14 protein-coding genes are annotated in these 17,254 nt (G+C 40.5%); 3 read left to right on the forward strand and 11 right to left on the reverse strand.

What is annotated here, in order from left to right; translation table 11 throughout:
• Positions 1-221: 221 nt before the first annotated feature.
• Positions 222-1,991, reverse strand: a complete 1,770-nt coding sequence (ggt, locus tag MLE14_RS15330; RefSeq protein ID WP_243299294.1) for a gamma-glutamyltransferase — start codon at positions 1,989-1,991, stop codon at positions 222-224.
• 269 nt (positions 1,992-2,260) lie between these two features.
• Between ggt and MLE14_RS15335 the strand changes: the two genes are divergently transcribed.
• Together MLE14_RS15335 and MLE14_RS15340 are read left to right on the forward strand one after the other, a co-directional pair.
• Positions 2,261-3,094: a transporter substrate-binding domain-containing protein gene (locus MLE14_RS15335; protein WP_243299295.1), complete on the forward strand. Its 834-nt coding sequence runs from the start codon at positions 2,261-2,263 to the stop codon at positions 3,092-3,094.
• A gap of 180 nt (positions 3,095-3,274) precedes the next feature.
• Positions 3,275-3,952, forward strand: a complete 678-nt coding sequence (locus MLE14_RS15340) for a lysoplasmalogenase (RefSeq protein WP_243299296.1) — start codon at positions 3,275-3,277, stop codon at positions 3,950-3,952.
• Positions 3,953-4,145: 193 nt separating this feature from the next.
• Here the strand turns inward: MLE14_RS15340 and MLE14_RS15345 are convergent, their stop codons facing one another.
• Together MLE14_RS15345 and MLE14_RS15350 are read right to left on the reverse strand one after the other, a co-directional pair.
• Entirely contained in the window at positions 4,146-4,907 is a 762-nt protein-coding gene (locus MLE14_RS15345; RefSeq protein ID WP_243299297.1) for a MerR family transcriptional regulator, read from the reverse strand.
• 23 nt (positions 4,908-4,930) lie between these two features.
• Entirely contained in the window at positions 4,931-5,755 is an 825-nt protein-coding gene (locus tag MLE14_RS15350) for a VOC family protein (RefSeq protein WP_243299298.1), read from the reverse strand.
• Positions 5,756-6,275: 520 nt separating this feature from the next.
• Between MLE14_RS15350 and MLE14_RS15355 the strand changes: the two genes are divergently transcribed.
• Complete coding sequence (locus MLE14_RS15355; RefSeq protein WP_243299299.1) at positions 6,276-7,178, forward strand: endonuclease/exonuclease/phosphatase family protein; 903 nt, start codon at positions 6,276-6,278, stop codon at positions 7,176-7,178.
• Between the two features lie 583 nt (positions 7,179-7,761).
• On the opposite strand, the gene MLE14_RS15360 is transcribed toward MLE14_RS15355, so the two are convergent.
• The 8 genes from MLE14_RS15360 to MLE14_RS15395 are packed head-to-tail and all read right to left on the reverse strand — an operon-like array spanning position 7,762 to position 17,052.
• A complete protein-coding gene (locus MLE14_RS15360; protein WP_243299300.1) occupies positions 7,762-8,706 on the reverse strand; it encodes a MaoC family dehydratase in 945 nt (314 codons plus the stop codon).
• Positions 8,707-8,744: 38 nt separating this feature from the next.
• Positions 8,745-10,166, reverse strand: coding sequence for an NAD-dependent succinate-semialdehyde dehydrogenase (locus MLE14_RS15365; RefSeq protein WP_243299301.1), 1,422 nt, complete (start codon positions 10,164-10,166; stop codon positions 8,745-8,747).
• A 16-nt stretch (positions 10,167-10,182) separates the two neighbouring features.
• Positions 10,183-10,959 (reverse strand): CoA-transferase subunit beta, encoded by a 777-nt coding sequence (locus MLE14_RS15370; protein WP_243299302.1) that lies wholly within the window; start codon positions 10,957-10,959, stop codon positions 10,183-10,185.
• Complete coding sequence (locus tag MLE14_RS15375) at positions 10,953-11,882, reverse strand: CoA transferase subunit A (RefSeq protein WP_243299303.1); 930 nt, start codon at positions 11,880-11,882, stop codon at positions 10,953-10,955. The genes MLE14_RS15370 and MLE14_RS15375 overlap by 7 nt, the downstream gene beginning before the upstream one ends.
• A gap of 17 nt (positions 11,883-11,899) precedes the next feature.
• The gene (locus MLE14_RS15380; RefSeq protein ID WP_243299304.1) at positions 11,900-13,360 is read right to left on the reverse strand and encodes a xylulokinase; all 1,461 of its coding nucleotides are present in this window, start codon (positions 13,358-13,360) and stop codon (positions 11,900-11,902) included.
• Between the two features lie 10 nt (positions 13,361-13,370).
• Positions 13,371-14,321, reverse strand: coding sequence for a CoA transferase subunit A (locus MLE14_RS15385; RefSeq protein ID WP_243299305.1), 951 nt, complete (start codon positions 14,319-14,321; stop codon positions 13,371-13,373).
• Positions 14,322-14,335: 14 nt separating this feature from the next.
• Positions 14,336-15,994, reverse strand: a complete 1,659-nt coding sequence (locus MLE14_RS15390) for a thiamine pyrophosphate-binding protein (RefSeq protein ID WP_243299306.1) — start codon at positions 15,992-15,994, stop codon at positions 14,336-14,338.
• 56 nt (positions 15,995-16,050) lie between these two features.
• Positions 16,051-17,052: a LacI family DNA-binding transcriptional regulator gene (locus MLE14_RS15395; RefSeq protein WP_243299307.1), complete on the reverse strand. Its 1,002-nt coding sequence runs from the start codon at positions 17,050-17,052 to the stop codon at positions 16,051-16,053.
• Between the last annotated feature and the right edge of the window lie 202 nt (positions 17,053-17,254).

Genomic DNA, 17,254 nt, shown 5'->3' on the forward strand with positions numbered 1-17,254 from the left:
AAAATAAAAAGCCAGCCCAAACACACAAATGTGGATGGACTGGCTACACGATCCATTTCATCAGCCGGCTAAAGCTGGAAGCGGAAACTTATCAGTCAAATTTCAAAGTTTTAAAAAATAGCTTCACTGCCTTCCACTGTATAAGGTGGATAGGATGAAGTTAAACTTATCTTACGAGAATTTTCCGAATAGTTCAAGTGATTTTAGCTAAAAATCGTCTATCATTTCCGATGCCCCTTTAAATCTATGCCGATGGCAGCACCATTCCGACTGGAATCAGCTACTCCTTTAAAGGTGCCATTTTCATGGTCGATTAAGATGCTCTGCACATTTCCGATCGTTGTAGGGCTAGAACCAAATTTATGACCCATGCTCTTAAGCTGATTGATGACCTCTGTTGGAATTCCTAATTCATAACGATAGGAATTGAGGCTATTCGTGTAGATTCTTGGCTCCTCTACAGCAGCCTTCAGCTCCATATCATACTCAATCGTATGCAAAATCGTCTGTAAAACAGAGGTAATAATGGTAGGACCGCCCGGTGAGCCAACTGTTAAAACAGGTTGTCCGTCCTTGAACACAATCGTTGGAGTCATGCTGCTTAAAGGCCGTTTATTCGGCTGCACTTCGTTAGCCCCGCCAGGAACGGCATCAAAATCCGTTAATTCATTATTTAACATAAAACCGTATCCCGGAACCATGATGCCAGAACCAAATACTTGTTCAATCGTCGTCGTATAGGAAACGACATTTCCCCACCTGTCTGCCACGGTGAAATGAGTCGTCTCTCCATATTGGCGATCATCCGGCTGACTAGTCAGCTCATAATTCGCAGTATCGGTTTCGTACTTCCATGGGTCACCTGCTTGAGGATTTTGGTTTACTTGATCAAGACTGATCAGCTCCTGGCGTTCCTTAATATAGTCTGGATGCAAAAGTCCCGTTAACGGAACATTCACGAATTCAGGATCCCCTGCATAGGCCGCACGGTCAGCGTAAGCCAGGTGCATCGCCTCTGCTAGCAAATGATATTTCTCCCACGATTTCACATCATATTGGGAAAGGTTAAAATCGTTCAAAATCTTTAGCATCTGTAAAAGAAATACGCCGCCCGAGCTTGGGGGAGGCATACTGGCAATCTGATAGCCTTGGTACTCACCCCAGATTGGCTCATCAATGGTAACCTCATACTTGTTTAAATCCGCAGCCGTCATAGATCCGCCAAATTCCTGCACTGTCGCAGCAAGTGCCTCCCCAATCGGTCCATTGTATAACGCATCGGAACCTTTGGCACGAATTAATTTAAAGGCTTTGGCTAAATCCTTTTGAACAAGCATTTCGCCTTCCTGTAAGGGTTCGCCATTTGGAAGAAAGACATTCTTGGCTGCTGTTCTTGCTAACTTATCCTCGTTGTCAGCAATAGCTTCTGCTAGAACGGAGTCGATTGGAAAACCTTGATCCGCCAGTTTAATAGCTGGATCAATCAATTGTGCCATTGGGCGGGTTCCCCATTTTTCTAATGCGGTTTCAAGCCCTTTTAAAGTGCCTGGAACACCCACCGCCGTTCCGCCTGTGTGACGGATAGAAAATGGAATCGGGTTTCCGTTTTCATCTAAAAACATATCCGGTGTGGCTCCTTGCGGGGCTCTCTCTCGGCTGTTGATGATGGTGGTTTCCTTTGTTTGACCATCGTACACCATCATAAATCCACCGCCGCCAATGCCGGACATCATGGGCTCGACCACATTTAAAGCAAACTGAATCGCTACTGCCGCATCAACCGCATTTCCTCCTTTTCTTAGCACGTCAGCACCGATTTCGGTTGCCAATGGATGTGCGGTTGCCACCATTCCATCCTCTCCGACTGCAACCTCGCTGTACTGATCATAATCAACGCTTTGTTTTTTCGCCAGCGCACTAACAGGCAGTGTCCCGACTATTAACAGAACACTAAACAAAATAGCAATACTAGATTTCCAAATCCTCCTCATCCTTTCCCCTCCTATTTATAATAGTTTCGAATTTATTCTACCAAGAGGACAGAAAAATCAGAATATTTTTGCCGTAATTTACTAGTTTTGGATTATAAACTCCTATATCGCCTAGGTCTAAAGTTGGAACGAGGGGACGGTTCTTGCGTTTCATGAAACGCAAGAACCGTCCCCTGATTCAAAAGACATGTTGACTAGACTATTATTCCTTTTTACACTATAATTATCAAAATTATCTGATAAATAGAAAAAAAGGAAGGAAGATTCGAATGTTTAAAAAACTATTACAACTAGTTTTGGTGATGAGTATAGTATTCAGTGGAATGTTTGCGTATTCGACATTAGCTTCTAACAATGGTAACAATTCTTGGGATCGTAAACCAGACAAGAAATTTGATTCCCGGCTGGAAAAAATACTCGATCAAGGCTTCATCCGTGTCGGCACGACAGGAGACTATAAACCCTTTACCTACTATAATCCCGAAACACAACAATATGAAGGGTATGATATAGAAGCAGCAAAACTATTAGCCAATGAATTAGGGGTAGAGGTGAAATTTGTTAAAACGAGCTGGCCAACTTTAATGGAAGATTTACTTGCAGATAAATTCGATATTGCCATGGGCGGAATTACGAGGAGAATGAGCAGACAGGTTCAAGCTCAATTTTCAGATGGATATATTCCTTTTGGAAAATCACCTCTCATCCGTGCGGAGGATAAAGATAGATTTACGAGTTTAGAAGATATTGATCAGCCTGATGTAAAAATTGGGGTAAACCCAGGCGGTACCAATGAAGAATTTGTAAGGGAAAATATTAAAAACGCACAAATCATTGTTTATCAAAACAATCTCGAAATCCCAGAAAAAGTGGCAAGCGGTGAAGTAGATGTCATGATCACGGATAGCATCGAGGCCATTGACTATGCAAAAAGCAATGAAAATCTTTATGCAGCATTAACTGACAATCCATGGGATAAAAGTCAATTTGGTTATTTAATGCAACACGGGGATGCCAAATTCACCAATACGATTAACTTCTGGATGGAAGAAATGGAGCTAAAAGGAGAATTCAGCAAACTAAGAGAAGAATGGATATATTAAGGAAACAAGAATTCTAATAGCCTGATTCTTATTTTATTAAGCAATAACGTACTGATTTCTTGCATGTAAATGATGCAGGTTTTGGCAGGTATGTTTATTAAACAGTTTGAGACATTACTCATTGCAATACTATAAAAGGTTTTACCAATATAAATTGGATACATAGGATGTGATTTGTTTTTGAAAAAATGGTTGCTCCCCCTGCTTATCGGATTAATGGCTGTTCTATACATATTCATCATTCCTAAGGAGCCATTAGCTTTAGCAATTGTCTTTAAGTTGATTCCGATGGCCTTAATTATTGTCTATGCATTCCGCAAGTTGCCCGCTAACCCTGTGCCAGCCCTGCGTCTAATTATTATTGGCCTTTTTTTCTGCATGCTCGGCGACGGGTTCATTGCCGTGTCATTTGTTGCTGGGCTCGGTGCCTTCCTAGTCGGACATCTATTTTATTTGACCGGTTTCTTGAAAATGTCCCTTATAAACAAGGTGCGCCTAGCCGCTATATTGCCGATTGCTTTGTATTCCTTCTTCATTGGCCGACAACTGATTGCCTCCTTGTTGACTGAAGGAAACGAACCGCTGGTTATTCCGGTTGTTGCCTATATTTTGGTCATTTCCCTAATGGCCTTATCAGCCATCCTGACCGGAAATATATGGGCCACTATCGGAAGCATTTTGTTTGTTATCTCTGACTCAATCCTGTCATGGAATATGTTTGTTTCAGGCATCGCTTATTCAGATGTCTTTATCATGACAACCTACTACTCCGCGCAATTTCTAATCGCGAGCAGTCTCTCCTCAATCGGGAACACTGCCAGACATGCCGGGGGAAAAAGCATAGCAAATCCGATATAAAAACAACATCCTAAAAATAATAGGTACCCGTGCATTCAATAAATGAAGGATGAGAAGGAAAAGTATTGAAGTTTACGAAAATAACATAACTAAAAAAGACTTTCTTCAAAAATAAAGAAGAGAGTCTTTTTTAGTCTTTTCTTATTCAATAATAATCCGGTTTGGAATGACACAAGAGAACCGTCCCTCTGTTTCACTTCACCAATGGTATTAAATAATCAAAGGTATCTGCATGTATGTTGGAGTACCTCTGGATTTTGTCACCTGCGGGCTGGAAGCCGTAGCGGATGATTATCTGGATGTAGGAAAAGCAAAGGAATGCGTTGTCTGCCCGGCAATCTTGCAGGATCGCAAATAGAGTTGGCGGAATTCGTTCATTTCGTAAACTATCATTTTCGCTTAAGTGAAAGCTGCCTTCCAGCTCAAACCCCAGCTCTGCGATGATCTTATTCCCGCTAATCCTTTCGTTTTTGAGATAGGCCTGTTCCGAACACGGAACACCTTGTTTTTCTAAAAGGCTTTTCGCATATTTAAAATGTTCCTTAAAAGGATGCGGGCTCCTGTCTGCTTCAACCGTCTGCCAAATGAAACTCTTTTCTTTCTCCCACTTTGAGAGTAAAAGAGTTTGAGCGTTTTCTGCCTGGATGCCTCCTACATATTTTCTTGCAGCCAGGAGGACTTCCATTTTTTTGTCCAAATCCTTTTTCCATCTTTCGAGCATCGTTTTTTTCTCGTGCTCATCCGCTTCTGTATAGTGCTTGATATCCTCGATCGAGATATCGGCTTGTCTAAGAGAATCAATCATTTTGGCCAAATGAATTTGATCGGCCGAATAGGCCCTGTAGCCATTTTCCAAACGGGTGGATGGCATAAGCAGCCCTTTTTTATCGTAAAATCGAAGCTTGCTGGGAGGCAGTCCTGTCTTTTTGGAAAATTCCTGTATCGTAAAAAGCATATGTCCTCCCCCTGTCCTTTCTTTTAATTGGCTATGTAAGACCAGACATTAATACGGTTATTATCCGGATCGTAAATGTGGAACCCGCCCCAGCCATTGATCGGGTCTCCGGCAATTTCTGAAGGCTTAATCCCATTTTTAATCAGCGTATTGTACTCTGTAAAGAAAACGTCCGGGCGGATATCATAATAGGCCCTTGCTTTATTATCATTCGGTTTTTCCACAGTGTCCGCACTCTGCAGCAGCCAAATGTTATCCCAGAATTGTTGACCAAGTACATTCCGGTCATAGGCATCTTCTGTCTGCATATGGGCAAATCCTTTTTCTTGATTCACCTCTACCACTTCAAACCCAAGATTCTTGGCATACCACTCGGCCGAAGCCTTTGGATCTTTGACATGGATAATGGTATTCACACTTCCAAAGCCAAGAACCCCAGAGGGAGGATATTCGTTGTAATCATCCTGTCTCGGCTCCTCTGCGATTGTTAACTTCGTATTGTCAAAGGCAAGAATGTCACAATATCGTTGACCATTCGGCAGCACTTTGATCTCAGTAGATTTTACCTGTTTGTCTCGCAGGTAGCTGAGCGTTTGATCCAGATCATACGTAACAAAAACGAGCTTCACGTTCCCTTCTGTTTCCGGCGACTGTAAGTGATCATACTCCCCTTCAAATGACTTGATTGTGACCATCCCCGATCTTGGAAGCTTCATAAACGCCTTTCTGCCAACCCAGGAAGTGATTTTATCGACACACTCCCATCCTAAAATCTCCTGATACCATTCAACCCCTTCATCAAACTTGTCGGGATCCACCATGATAAATCCTCCATCCCACCGATACATTTGAACAACTCCTTTTATGATATTTACATATTCAGCATAAAGGTTAAACCAAGTTTAATGTCAATTGGTTTTGAAAAGTTTTTTGAGCATTCTAAAAAAATTGTTCATCATTCATAGTAATCTTACGAAATGTGCTGTGTGGGGAGTGATCCCCACTCATCTTAAAAAACAGGAAATTAATAATACTCACCAAGTGTTGTAGATAGAATTTTATAGTTTTAGAGATTTAAGTAATAGAGGGACTTCTCCTTGGTTTCAGCCTTCATTCTGAAACACAAGAACCGTCCCTCTGTTTCTTTTAAAATATTGTAAAAATAACTAGGTAAAACGACCTTGAAATATTTACATACATGCATGCTTATCTAAGACGTTGATCATATTTTTGGCGCCTAACCCCTTGATTTGACGGGCTTTTTTGTCCTTAAAATAATCTTATAAAAGAGAATGCTCTTTTTTTATATAACGTTTACTTTCACTCATTATACTTACCCTGTAATCAAAAAACTAGGAGGGAAGTATGTTGAGAAAACTATCAAATTCTTTTTTATTGGCTGCCTTGGTACTGATGATGGTATTTTCAGGTGTCGCAAATGTTCTGGCTTCTGAAAAGTCTGGACAAGCATCCGAAACAAATTTAAAGGTGATGACGTTTAATTTAAGGTACGAAAATAACTCTGATCCATCCCCTCATACATGGGCGGAAAGAGTCCCTACAATTAAAAAGCTGATTCGAATGGAGCAGCCAGATATCATTGGAACTCAAGAGGTTCTATATGGACAACTCCAGGATTTAGAAGAAGCTTTACCTGGCTACGCTTGGATTGGATTAGGCCGGGAAGGTGGAAATAGAGGCGAATATTCTGCGATTTTTTATAATGAAACCCGTTTTACTCCATTAGAATATGACCATTTTTGGCTTTCCGATACGCCAGAGGTCATTGGCTCCAAAACGTGGGGAAATAACATTCCAAGAATGGTAACATGGGCTAAATTTGTAGATAATCAAAGCAATCAGCAATTCTATGCCGTCAATACTCATTTTGATCATCAATCTGCCGAAGCACGAGAAAAGAGTGCAGCATTAATTGTAGAAAAAATAAAAGACTTTGACCCTGAACTACCCATTATCTTAACAGGAGATTTTAATACCAGCCCTGACAGCCTGCCACACCAAACCTTAACTAGCGATGGTGCATTTGTTGATTTATGGGATTCAGCGGAAACGAGAGTGAATGAGGAGCTTGGAACTTTCAACGGGTTCCATGATCCAACAGGCGGCGGACCAGACAGACGAATTGACTGGATTCTGGCAAAAGGCAATGTGACAGCAGAAACGATTGAAATTAACAACTACCAAAAAAATGGACAGTTCCCAAGCGATCATTATCCTGTCATTGCCGATATCACAATACGCAATGAATAAACGGACAGAAAAAGAAAAGTCTTAGCCTGAGCGGGCTAAGACTTTTCTTTTTAACAAACAAAGGCCTTGCAGAATGTTAGTAAGATAACTTTTTACTCCGTTGAGTGGTCAGCTACTAATAGGATAACTGGATGTTTTGGTTCCAGTCTATGGTATTCACTTTAAAGACATTTTCTATATTTGCCTCCAAATTCACTAAGCCTGCAGTGGACTATGCAAGTGATAAATCGATTTGCTTAACGATGGAGAAGAGCTAATTAAACTCTACAAAAAGCTACAAGTGGTCATCTTTCAAAAAATTTCTAGGAAAATTCATCTTTTGAAAAAAGAATAGTCGACTAAGATCTTGATTTGTATAACACAGTAAATTTGGTACATATTTAGCTAATTGTCTAGAAGACGGGATAAATTGGTGTATGTATAAAAGAAAAAGATTAAAAAGAGACTTCTTTGACTAAAAACCTATTAACCATTTCGGGCGGAAACTTAAAAAGTGCCTATGTGTACCCGTGTAAAAAGCCCCACACTTAAAAAGGACAAGGTCAAATTCAGCCTTATCCTTTAAATGTGATTACATTAATAATTACTTTCCCACAAATGCATGAGCCCAGCCTATTATCGTCATTTCTCCTTGCTCATTTTCAATCCAAATATGAAGGTGTAACTTTGTTTTTCCATCTTCAACTGTCTTATCTTTGACTACCCCTCTTACTGTTATTACTTCATCCACAAGGACAGGTCGAATCATTTTGATTTTTTCCCAGCCACTTGTAAACCAGGATGTACCAAAGAAGTTGGTCAGGAATTCTGTTGCGTACCCTACCTGTTGCTGTCCTTGAACAACAGGTTTATCAAATCCTGCAATCTTTGCTTTGTTAATATTGTTATGAATATTTTCGAAATACTTACCAATCCATGAATACACCGCGGATTGTTCAGCCGAAGTGTGCTTAACTAGAGGAGCAATCGGTGTTCCAATCGCAATATCTTCTGTTGCTTTTTTAGCTGCTGGGATTGATTTATCGTATTCTCCTGTGACCACGTCACCTTCTACGTTTGCTGTTCTTTTCGCTGCGACAGAGCCACCATGGATCCTCATAATTTCAATCCCTCTATGCTTTACAAGTACTCTGCCATCTTCACCCCGTGCTTCAGCTTCCATCACAACATAGCCTTTGTTTCGCTTTTCATATTTATCTACATAGACTCCTTCTAAAGTAACCGTCTCACCGGCATAGACAGGGCTATGAAACCATAATTCTTCTTGTGTATGAAGCCCAACAATTGTATTAGGATTGTATTTAGTTAAAAATAAAGATAGTAAGTCATTCGCTAGAATTGAAGAATGAGCTATTCTTTTTCCAAATGGATTATCTTCAGTGAAATACCACGGGTTATAATCATCCTGAGTAAAGGCATACGTCTTTATTTTATGATCATCGACTGGATAGGATAAAGGCCCAAATTTTTCAGGGATTTCGACTAATTCAAATAAACCTTCTTTTTCTCCAATTGTTTTAAAATGCATGAAGCACCCTCCTTAGCTAATAAACATACAAATTAAATTTATAGTTTAAATGAAATGTACTGAGTTTCTAGGAATTCTTCAATTCCCTGATAGCCACCTTCTCGACCCAGTCCGCTTTCCTTCATCCCCCCAAACGGCGCCTGCACAACAGATGGAAGTGGATCATTAACACCAACAATTCCGAATTCTAAAGCTTCACTTAATCGGAAAGCTTGATCAATTTTTGTAGTGAAAATATAGGCTGCCAACCCATAGTTCGAATCATTCGCACGCGTAATGACTTCCTCTACTGTTTCAAAGGTTGTAATAGGGGCTACAGGTCCAAAGGTTTCTTCGTTCATACATAACATCTCATCTGTAACATTTTTCAGAATGACTGGTTTAATAAATCTTCCGTTCTCTGACTTGCTTGGTATATCCCCTATAAGGGTGGCGCCTTTATCTGTAGCATCTTTAATGTGATTTAACACTTTTTCAACTGCACTATCATTGATTAAAGGTCCGATATCGACTCCATCCTCTAGTCCATTTCCTACAACCAATGATGCAGCTGCTTTTTCAAACCTACCTGTAAATTCATCGACAATTCCTGATTGGACATATATCCGATTAGGACAGACACAGGTTTGCCCACCATTCCTGAACTTAGCCTTAATGATTGAATCCACAGCATGATCGATATCTGCATCATTTAGTACAATATAAGGCGCATGGCCTCCAAGCTCTAAGGAAACTTTTTTTACAGTATCAGCTGATTTATTCATTAGGTATTTTCCGACTTTGGTTGACCCAGTGAATGTAATTTTGCGTACTCTATGGTCGGAAAGCCATGTCTCACCAATTTCACTTGGATTTCCAGTTACAATATTGATAACCCCTTTTGGCATTCCAGCTTTTTCTGCTAATTCAGCTAAATAATAGGCAGTTAGCGGTGTGAACTCAGAAGGTTTAATAACAACGGTACAACCAGCTGCAAGTGCTGGGCCAACTTTCCTGGTAATCATGGCTGCAGGAAAATTCCAAGGAGTAATCGCAGCCACTACTCCAACTGGTTGTTTCCGAACGAAAATCCGTTTGTCTTTCTGAAGAGGCGGGACGATATCTCCATAAATTCTTTTTGCCTCTTCTGCATACCAAAGAATAAAGGAGTTTGCGTAATCAATTTCGCCAATTGCCTCTTTCAATGGCTTTCCTTGTTCTAATGTTAAGGTTTTGGCAAGCTGAACCTTTTCATTTTCAATCGCTTCATACCAGCTTTTGAGATGGACACTTCTTTCAAAGGCAGTCTTAGAAGACCATTCGGGGTAGGCTGCTGCAGCTGCATCTACTGCAGCCTTGGCATCATCTCCTGTTCCAAAGGAAACCTTTCCTACCACTACATCATTGGCTGGGTTCATTACAGTAATGGATTCTTTTGTTACCTTCCATTCCCCATTAATAAAAAGACCATAGGATTTCATGCACTAACTCTCCTTCCTACTTGTTAATATAAATACGATTGGGATCTAATGTTCGAATGATAGATAGCACCTCGGGACTTGGGCCTTCTGTAGTAGGAATAGGATCCGGTATATAAGAGAATTCAAAACTAGTTTCTGATAGCATGTGTTCCAGGGTGACTCCTTCATGAAGTGATTCGACATTCATTCTTTTAGAAATCGGGTCAAAACCAAAAACACCAAGGTCTGTAATTACTTTTTCTGGACCCTTTCCAGGTAAACCGTATTTTTCACGGTCGTTCCCACCCTTGATAAAGCCCGGAGTAGTTAAATAATGAAGATTTTCGACAAACTTTCTTTTTTGATGTTTGACAATAATAACGGTACGCTGAGCCATAGAAGCTATATCATTCGCTCCACCACTTCCCGGCAATCTCACTTTAGGATTGTCATAGTCTCCAATAACGGTAGAATTGATATTCCCGTAGGGATCAATTTCGGCAGCACCCAAGAAACCTAGAGTGATGATACCTCTCTGTAATAAACTGAGAGAATCAAATAGACTGCTTGTTTTAACAGCTTGGTTGACTAGAGGGAAATCACCCACTCCAAATGGAATATGTCCCGCTTTCGCATCCATGACCCCTGATTCAAACACGAGCACACTATTTGGAGCATGAGTTTGTTTCGCCAAATAGGCCGCCATCATCGGAAGCCCCGTTCCTACTAACGCTACATCTCCGTCCTTAAAAAGTTTAGAGGCTGCATAAACCATCATTTCGTCAGTGGTTATTTTTTGCGAATGAGTTAACACGGTAATTCCCCCCTCGTCTTTAATGAGTAACCATAATAAGGATCAGCTCGTAAATCCAACAACTTTTGGATTCCGATTTTTTCCAAGTAGTCCATATGATCCTTTGATGAGAGAATGTACTCATTGAGGTATTCACTAAGCTGACTCTCACTCCTACTCGCTTTTATATAATGATCAATGTGGTCTTTATCAAAATCATAGTATTTATACATACCAGCCGGATGCGCACCATACGGAACATGCACTACCGCATCAACCAGAAAACCTGGCAACATTGTGTATGCTGGTTCCTGTCTTATCACATCTTCATCCACGATTTCTTCCACTGTTACGATCACCTTCTTTGCTGCCTTGGCAATTACTTCAGAAGAAGATGAAATTCCAAACAACTGAACATTTCCGTTTTGATCAGCTCTCGACGCATGGATAATTGCAAAATCCGGTCGTACAGAAGGGATAAGCAGAACTTTTTCACCTGTAAATGGACATTCATATTCCTTGAACTTTTGTCCCTTATCAAACCTCACAATATTTGTAATATCAGTACCATTCATCGATTTAGAAGGTACAAAGGGAACCCCGATTGAACCTGCAAAAAAACGATTACTAATCCCAAAATGGCTATAATCCTCAACCTCAATTTCTCCCTTCTCAACCGCCCGGGAAAAATTTTGGCAACGTCCCCAGCCTTCAAACATAAAGTTAGACATTCTCACCTTTTTGATGGCTCCCACTGCTGATAGCATATCAACTGCCCATGCTTCACCTAGGGCACTAATCTCTAAATCTTTAATATTTTGACGGATCATTTCCCTGACAAATGCCATCGGGGCTAATGAATGAGCAAAACCACCGAAAGACAAGTGAGCTCCATCAGAGAGCCAAGATACTACTTCAGATAACGATTTCTGTTTATTGGCCATTTTTCTCCCTCCACCTTTTATTGTCTATACCAAGTATCCATAAGCGATAGGAACCGGTCGTATTCCGCAAATGATTCTTGATATTTTTCTACCTGTGCTTGAACAGGTATTATCTCTTTCGCAATTGGATTGTAATCAGCGACGGCCATCTCAACCGTTTCATACCATTTAATGAGATAAGCAGTAAGGGCAAAAACGCCAACCGTACTTGCTTCTGCTTCATATGGAAGCTGAATGGTTTTTCCAGAAGCATCGGCTCTTGTTTGGAGAAACCTTTTTTCCTTTGTACCTCCGCCAATCGCAACAAAATGATTCTTATTTTCTATGAAAGGGCTCAGCCTATCTAGGATTCTTCGGGTCATAAAAGCAAATCCTTCTACCGTTGCCTTAAATATATCTGCTGAAGTATGAGAAGCTTGAATGCCTACGAAGCTCCCTCTTACCGATGGATTCCAGTCGGGAACTCTAGCTCCTGTTAGAGTTGGAATAACAAAAAGTTTTGTTGAAGCTGGATGAATATCATTCCAGTTCAAAAGCATCTCTTTGTAAGGCTGACTTTCAAAGGTCCAGCTCCATTCCTTCATTAGCCATGATAATGCTCCTCCTGTCATTCCAGTTGGACCACCAGTTGCATAGAGGTTCGGCAGGATATGACAGTTTTGAATAAGTCCGCTGCTTAAAAGCTCTGGGTCTTCTATATATGCTCCAATGTGGAACAGAACATCTGTCGTTCCCATTACTTCAATTGTTTTACCAGACCTTGTACCCCCACCACCTAACATGGCAAGGGTTCCGTCTGGCCCACTTAGAGGTACTTTTACATTTTTGGAGATTCCCAGCTTATTTGCTACACTTTCCAGCAAGGTCCCTACCTCATTGATACCGTCTCCAAGGATTGGAACTGCTTCTCTCGGAATCTCAAAAACTTCTAAAAGCCGTGGCTCCCATTCACGATCTCTTATCGAGCATAGACCTGTATAACTTGCATGTGCCCGGTCCATTCTCATACAACCCGTTAATTTAAAGTTAAGGTAATCCTTTACACTTAGTAGTTTTCTATTCTCTCCTGCAACCCTAAGAGAGTCCCCCCACCTGAAAACTCCTAACTCATCATTTATCGATCGACCCATCCACCCGGGAGCTTCTGCTGGGATTTTAGGCGCGTATTTTTCATACTCTTTTTTATTCGCTTTAGACATCCAGCTCCAGGCGTCCTCAACAGGAGACCCACAATCATCTACGATTACCCATCCTAAAAAGGCACTTATTCCAATTGCCTCTATATCAATGGCAGGGTGGGCTTGGACTGCTTGTTTTATTAATCCTTCTACATGAGTCCATAGTTTTTCTATGGAAAACCGCTCCCCAATCTGTTGAGTGGTTGTAAAACGAGCCTTAATCCCGCTATTTTTTTCAAAAACAGTTACCCTAATCGAGCTGGTGCCGATATCTAATGCAATAATTCCGGATGTTTTCATTGGCCTCTACTCAGGTGGTACTAAAGTCTGGGACTGGTGGATTTGATTTGCTCGAGGTAGGGGTTGTTTTTGGCTTGTTTTCTGGAATGAATGAACCTCCTTGCCCTTTGAGGGAAAGCAGTGTTCTCACTCCAACCTTATTTAAGAGATCCTGCCAGTTTTCGGTGCCATATACATATTCCTCTAAATAAGATGCTAAGCCAGATTCAGACTGACTTCTTTCATTAAGATAGCTTTGATGTGCAAAATCTTCACCATAATGTCCATCACAGGAGGATGGGTACGCACCGAATGGTGCCTCAACAACTGCATCAACATATTCTCCAGAAAGAACCGTTTCAATGGGACTAGTTCCAATGCTATTTTCACTTACAATTTGCTCTACTGTTACAATGGTGTATTTTGCAGACTTAGCGATAAGTAAATCCGTATCATTTTCTACATCTCGATTGCGATCAAATTGAACATTTCCATTCATATCCGCCTTATGCGCATGAACAATAGCTACGTCCGGTGTAAAGGCTTTCATAACTAAATGATTTTCATTAGCAAAAGGTGAAGAAATGGTAGAAATAAATTCATTGAAAGTTTCTTCCTCCAATTGAGACGCCTTCAGTACTGAAAATTCCAATCCTTCTGCCCCTGCACGAAACCGTTCTACAGCTGCTTTGGGAGAGTGCTTAATAAAACTTACTTTCCCTTTGTCCACCTGACTACGGAAGAAATTAGTGTGGCCAACGTCTGAGGATTGAATTTCCCGAACACATTTGCCGGCAACTATTAAATCTAGAAGATTACTATAACTCCAACAATAAATGGATAAGTCTTGCTTTCGTTGGCGAATAATTTCATAGATGGCGGCTGCAGGGCAGCGGCCATAAAGGGAACCGCCCACCCCTATCGTTGCATGATCCTCAACTATACTGATTGCTTCTTTTAAACTTTTCACCTTTGTTGTCATCAATAACCCTCCCATTAAAAAGGTTTCGTCCAAACACTGACTTCCGGTTTAATCAGAACATCTATTAAATATAGGGTTGAGGATTTTCTGGCTCTATCAAAAGCTTCCTTTAATTCCATTAAAGAAGATACTCTTTCTCCATCTGCTTTAACCGCCTTTGCAACTGCTGCAAAATCCCAATCGACAAAATCCACTCCGATATGCGGCTTTTCCGGGCCATAGTCCCTGGTTTGCTCCTGCTTGATGTTACCGTACGCTTGATCATTCAAGACAACGACAATAATCGGTACTTTTGCACGAACAGCTGTTTCTAATTCACCTAGAGACATTCCTAAGGAACCATCTCCTACTAAACAAATGACTTCTCGATGTGGCTGTTCTTTTTTGGCAGCGATAGCAGCCGGTAAAGAGAAGGCCATGTTTCCAAATCCAACAGGCTTCATATAGAACTGGTTCTTTTTCAAAGGTAAAATATGCGTCCAAATTCCTGGGTTACCTGCATCAACTGAATAAACGGCGTCTTCCGCAACTACATCACCTAAAAATTGAACAACAGTTTGGGGATACATGGGCGATGAATCGTTATTACGGAAAGGGGTGATATATTTCTCAGTCCAAACGGTTCTCTTATCGTAGCAATGTTGTAACCATTGCTTTTGTTGATTGGAAGGCTCTGCATCCTTTAATTGATCTAATAGGTATTGTGTACATATCTTTACGTCCCCCCAGACACCTCTTGTTCCCGGATAGTGACGCCCCAACATGTTTGGATCGATATCAATCTGATAAATCTCTTTAGGCATATTCATAGTCCAACGAGATGTAGACGGTCCGTTTAAGCTATTCCCAATAACAAATACAGTATCGGATTCTGCAATAATTTCAGCTGCTAGCATACTTCCACTACGACTCAACGGGCCAAACACTTGCTGATGACTCATATCCACTGCACCTATTCCGTTGAAAGTAGTAATAACAGGAATAGATAATTGTTCAGCTAACTTTATTACTTCTTCACCTGCACCCGATAACTTTGCTCCATTTCCTACCCAAATAACAGGACGCTCTGAATCTAGTAATTTTTGCTTAAATTCCTGTAAAGTTTCTACATCTCCCAAAATTCGATTTGGTGAACGATAAGCTTTGTTCTCATCATTCCAAGTCATAGTTTCAGTTAAAACATCACGAGTGAAATCAACATGTACTGGACCAGGATTTCCAGACAAAGCTATATTAAAAGCTTCATTAAACAATTTCTCAGCATGATCAGGATGGCTAATAAGTACACTCCATTTTACAAGGCTGTCAAACAAGGCTTTATGGTCGGCATTTTGAGCATCATCATGAAGCATATCTTTCCGATTGTTATTAGCAGTTATAACAATAACTGGGCTGGAATCCTGAAATGCTCCCCCTACACCGGTTATTAAATTGGTAGCACCAGGACCGGTAGTTGCTAAACAAACTCCAGGAATTCCTGTTAACCTTCCGATAGCATCTGCAGCATGAGCAGCTGCATTTTCATGTCTCGTGGCTATGAAATCGATATCATCACGATCTGAAATCGCATCTAGTATATTTAACGGCTGTCCACCCGGTATTCCATATACGTATTTTACACCTTCTTTTGCTAGATATTCGGCTACAAATTGTGCGACTGTTCCTTTTTTCATACATAATCACTCCTGTAATTAATTGGTAAAAACGTTTTCATATTCAAATAAAAAAATTATGTGGAATTTCTAATCACTAGCTCACTGTCAATAACACGATGTCTTGGCCCTGATCTGTCTTCAGGGTGCTTCAGTCTATAAATCAATTGTTCAGCTGCCTCAACTCCAATCTGTTGGGTATGCTGCCTTACTGCAGTAATAGCAGGATTATGCAACTGGGCCCAATCAGGATCATCGAACATACCAAAAGCAATATCATCCGGGATTCTTAAACCTCTCTCATGTATTGCTTTTATTCCACCCATTGCCATTAAATTGTTCCCTGCAAAAATAGCGCGTGGCGGATTAGGTAAATCAAGCAGTTCATTCATGGCTTTGTATCCTGTTTCTTCATCGAAATGACCTACCTTAATGTGTTCGGTTTGCGGGGTTAACCCTTTATCAGAAAGAGCATTATAATAACCTGTCATTCGATCCATCCCAGTCGTAACAGATTGAATCCCAACAATAAGCCCAATACTTGAGTACCCTTGGTTGAGCATATGCGTAACCAAATCGTATGCACCCTGTTCATTATTGGTAAGAATAGAATCTGTTTCGATCCCTTCAATTCGTCGGTCAACCTGCACAATTGGAATTCCATAGTTGACAAAGGCTTCCATTTTTTCTTTATTTCTTCCGGTTGGAGCAATGATAATCCCATCGACCTTTTTTTCATAGAGACTTTCTAAGTACTCTAATTCATATTCAGGATTTGCACCACTATTACATAGAAACACATGATACCCATACTTTCTCGCTGTGTTTTCTATCGCGTGACTTAAAACTGAATAAATTGGATTTAAAATGTTATTAACAATGAGTCCTATCGTTTTGGTCGACTGGCTTCTTAATCCTCGTGCTAATGCATTGGGTGTATATCCAACTGCTTCAACTGCTTCTAAAACTAATGCCTTTACTTCAGGATTTACATTCTGATAACCGTTTAAAACTCTGGATACGGTTGAAATTGATACCCCCGCATACGAGGCTACATCTTTAATTGTCTTGCCTTTCATAGCCATCTCCTATCAATGAAAACGTTTTATCTATATCGTAATTCTAACCACAATTTTCCGAAAGGTCAATATATTTTAAAGATTGACACTTCATTTTTAATCATTTATGATGTTTCGTAAAGGAAACGAAAAAACGTTTTCACGAAGAAATTCTTAACGGGGGGCGGTACAGAATTGATAGAAAAATATTATGTACATAAGG

The organism is Bacillus litorisediminis, from assembly GCF_022808645.1.
In the GTDB taxonomy this organism is placed as follows: domain Bacteria; phylum Bacillota; class Bacilli; order Bacillales; family JC228; genus Bacillus_BF; species Bacillus_BF litorisediminis.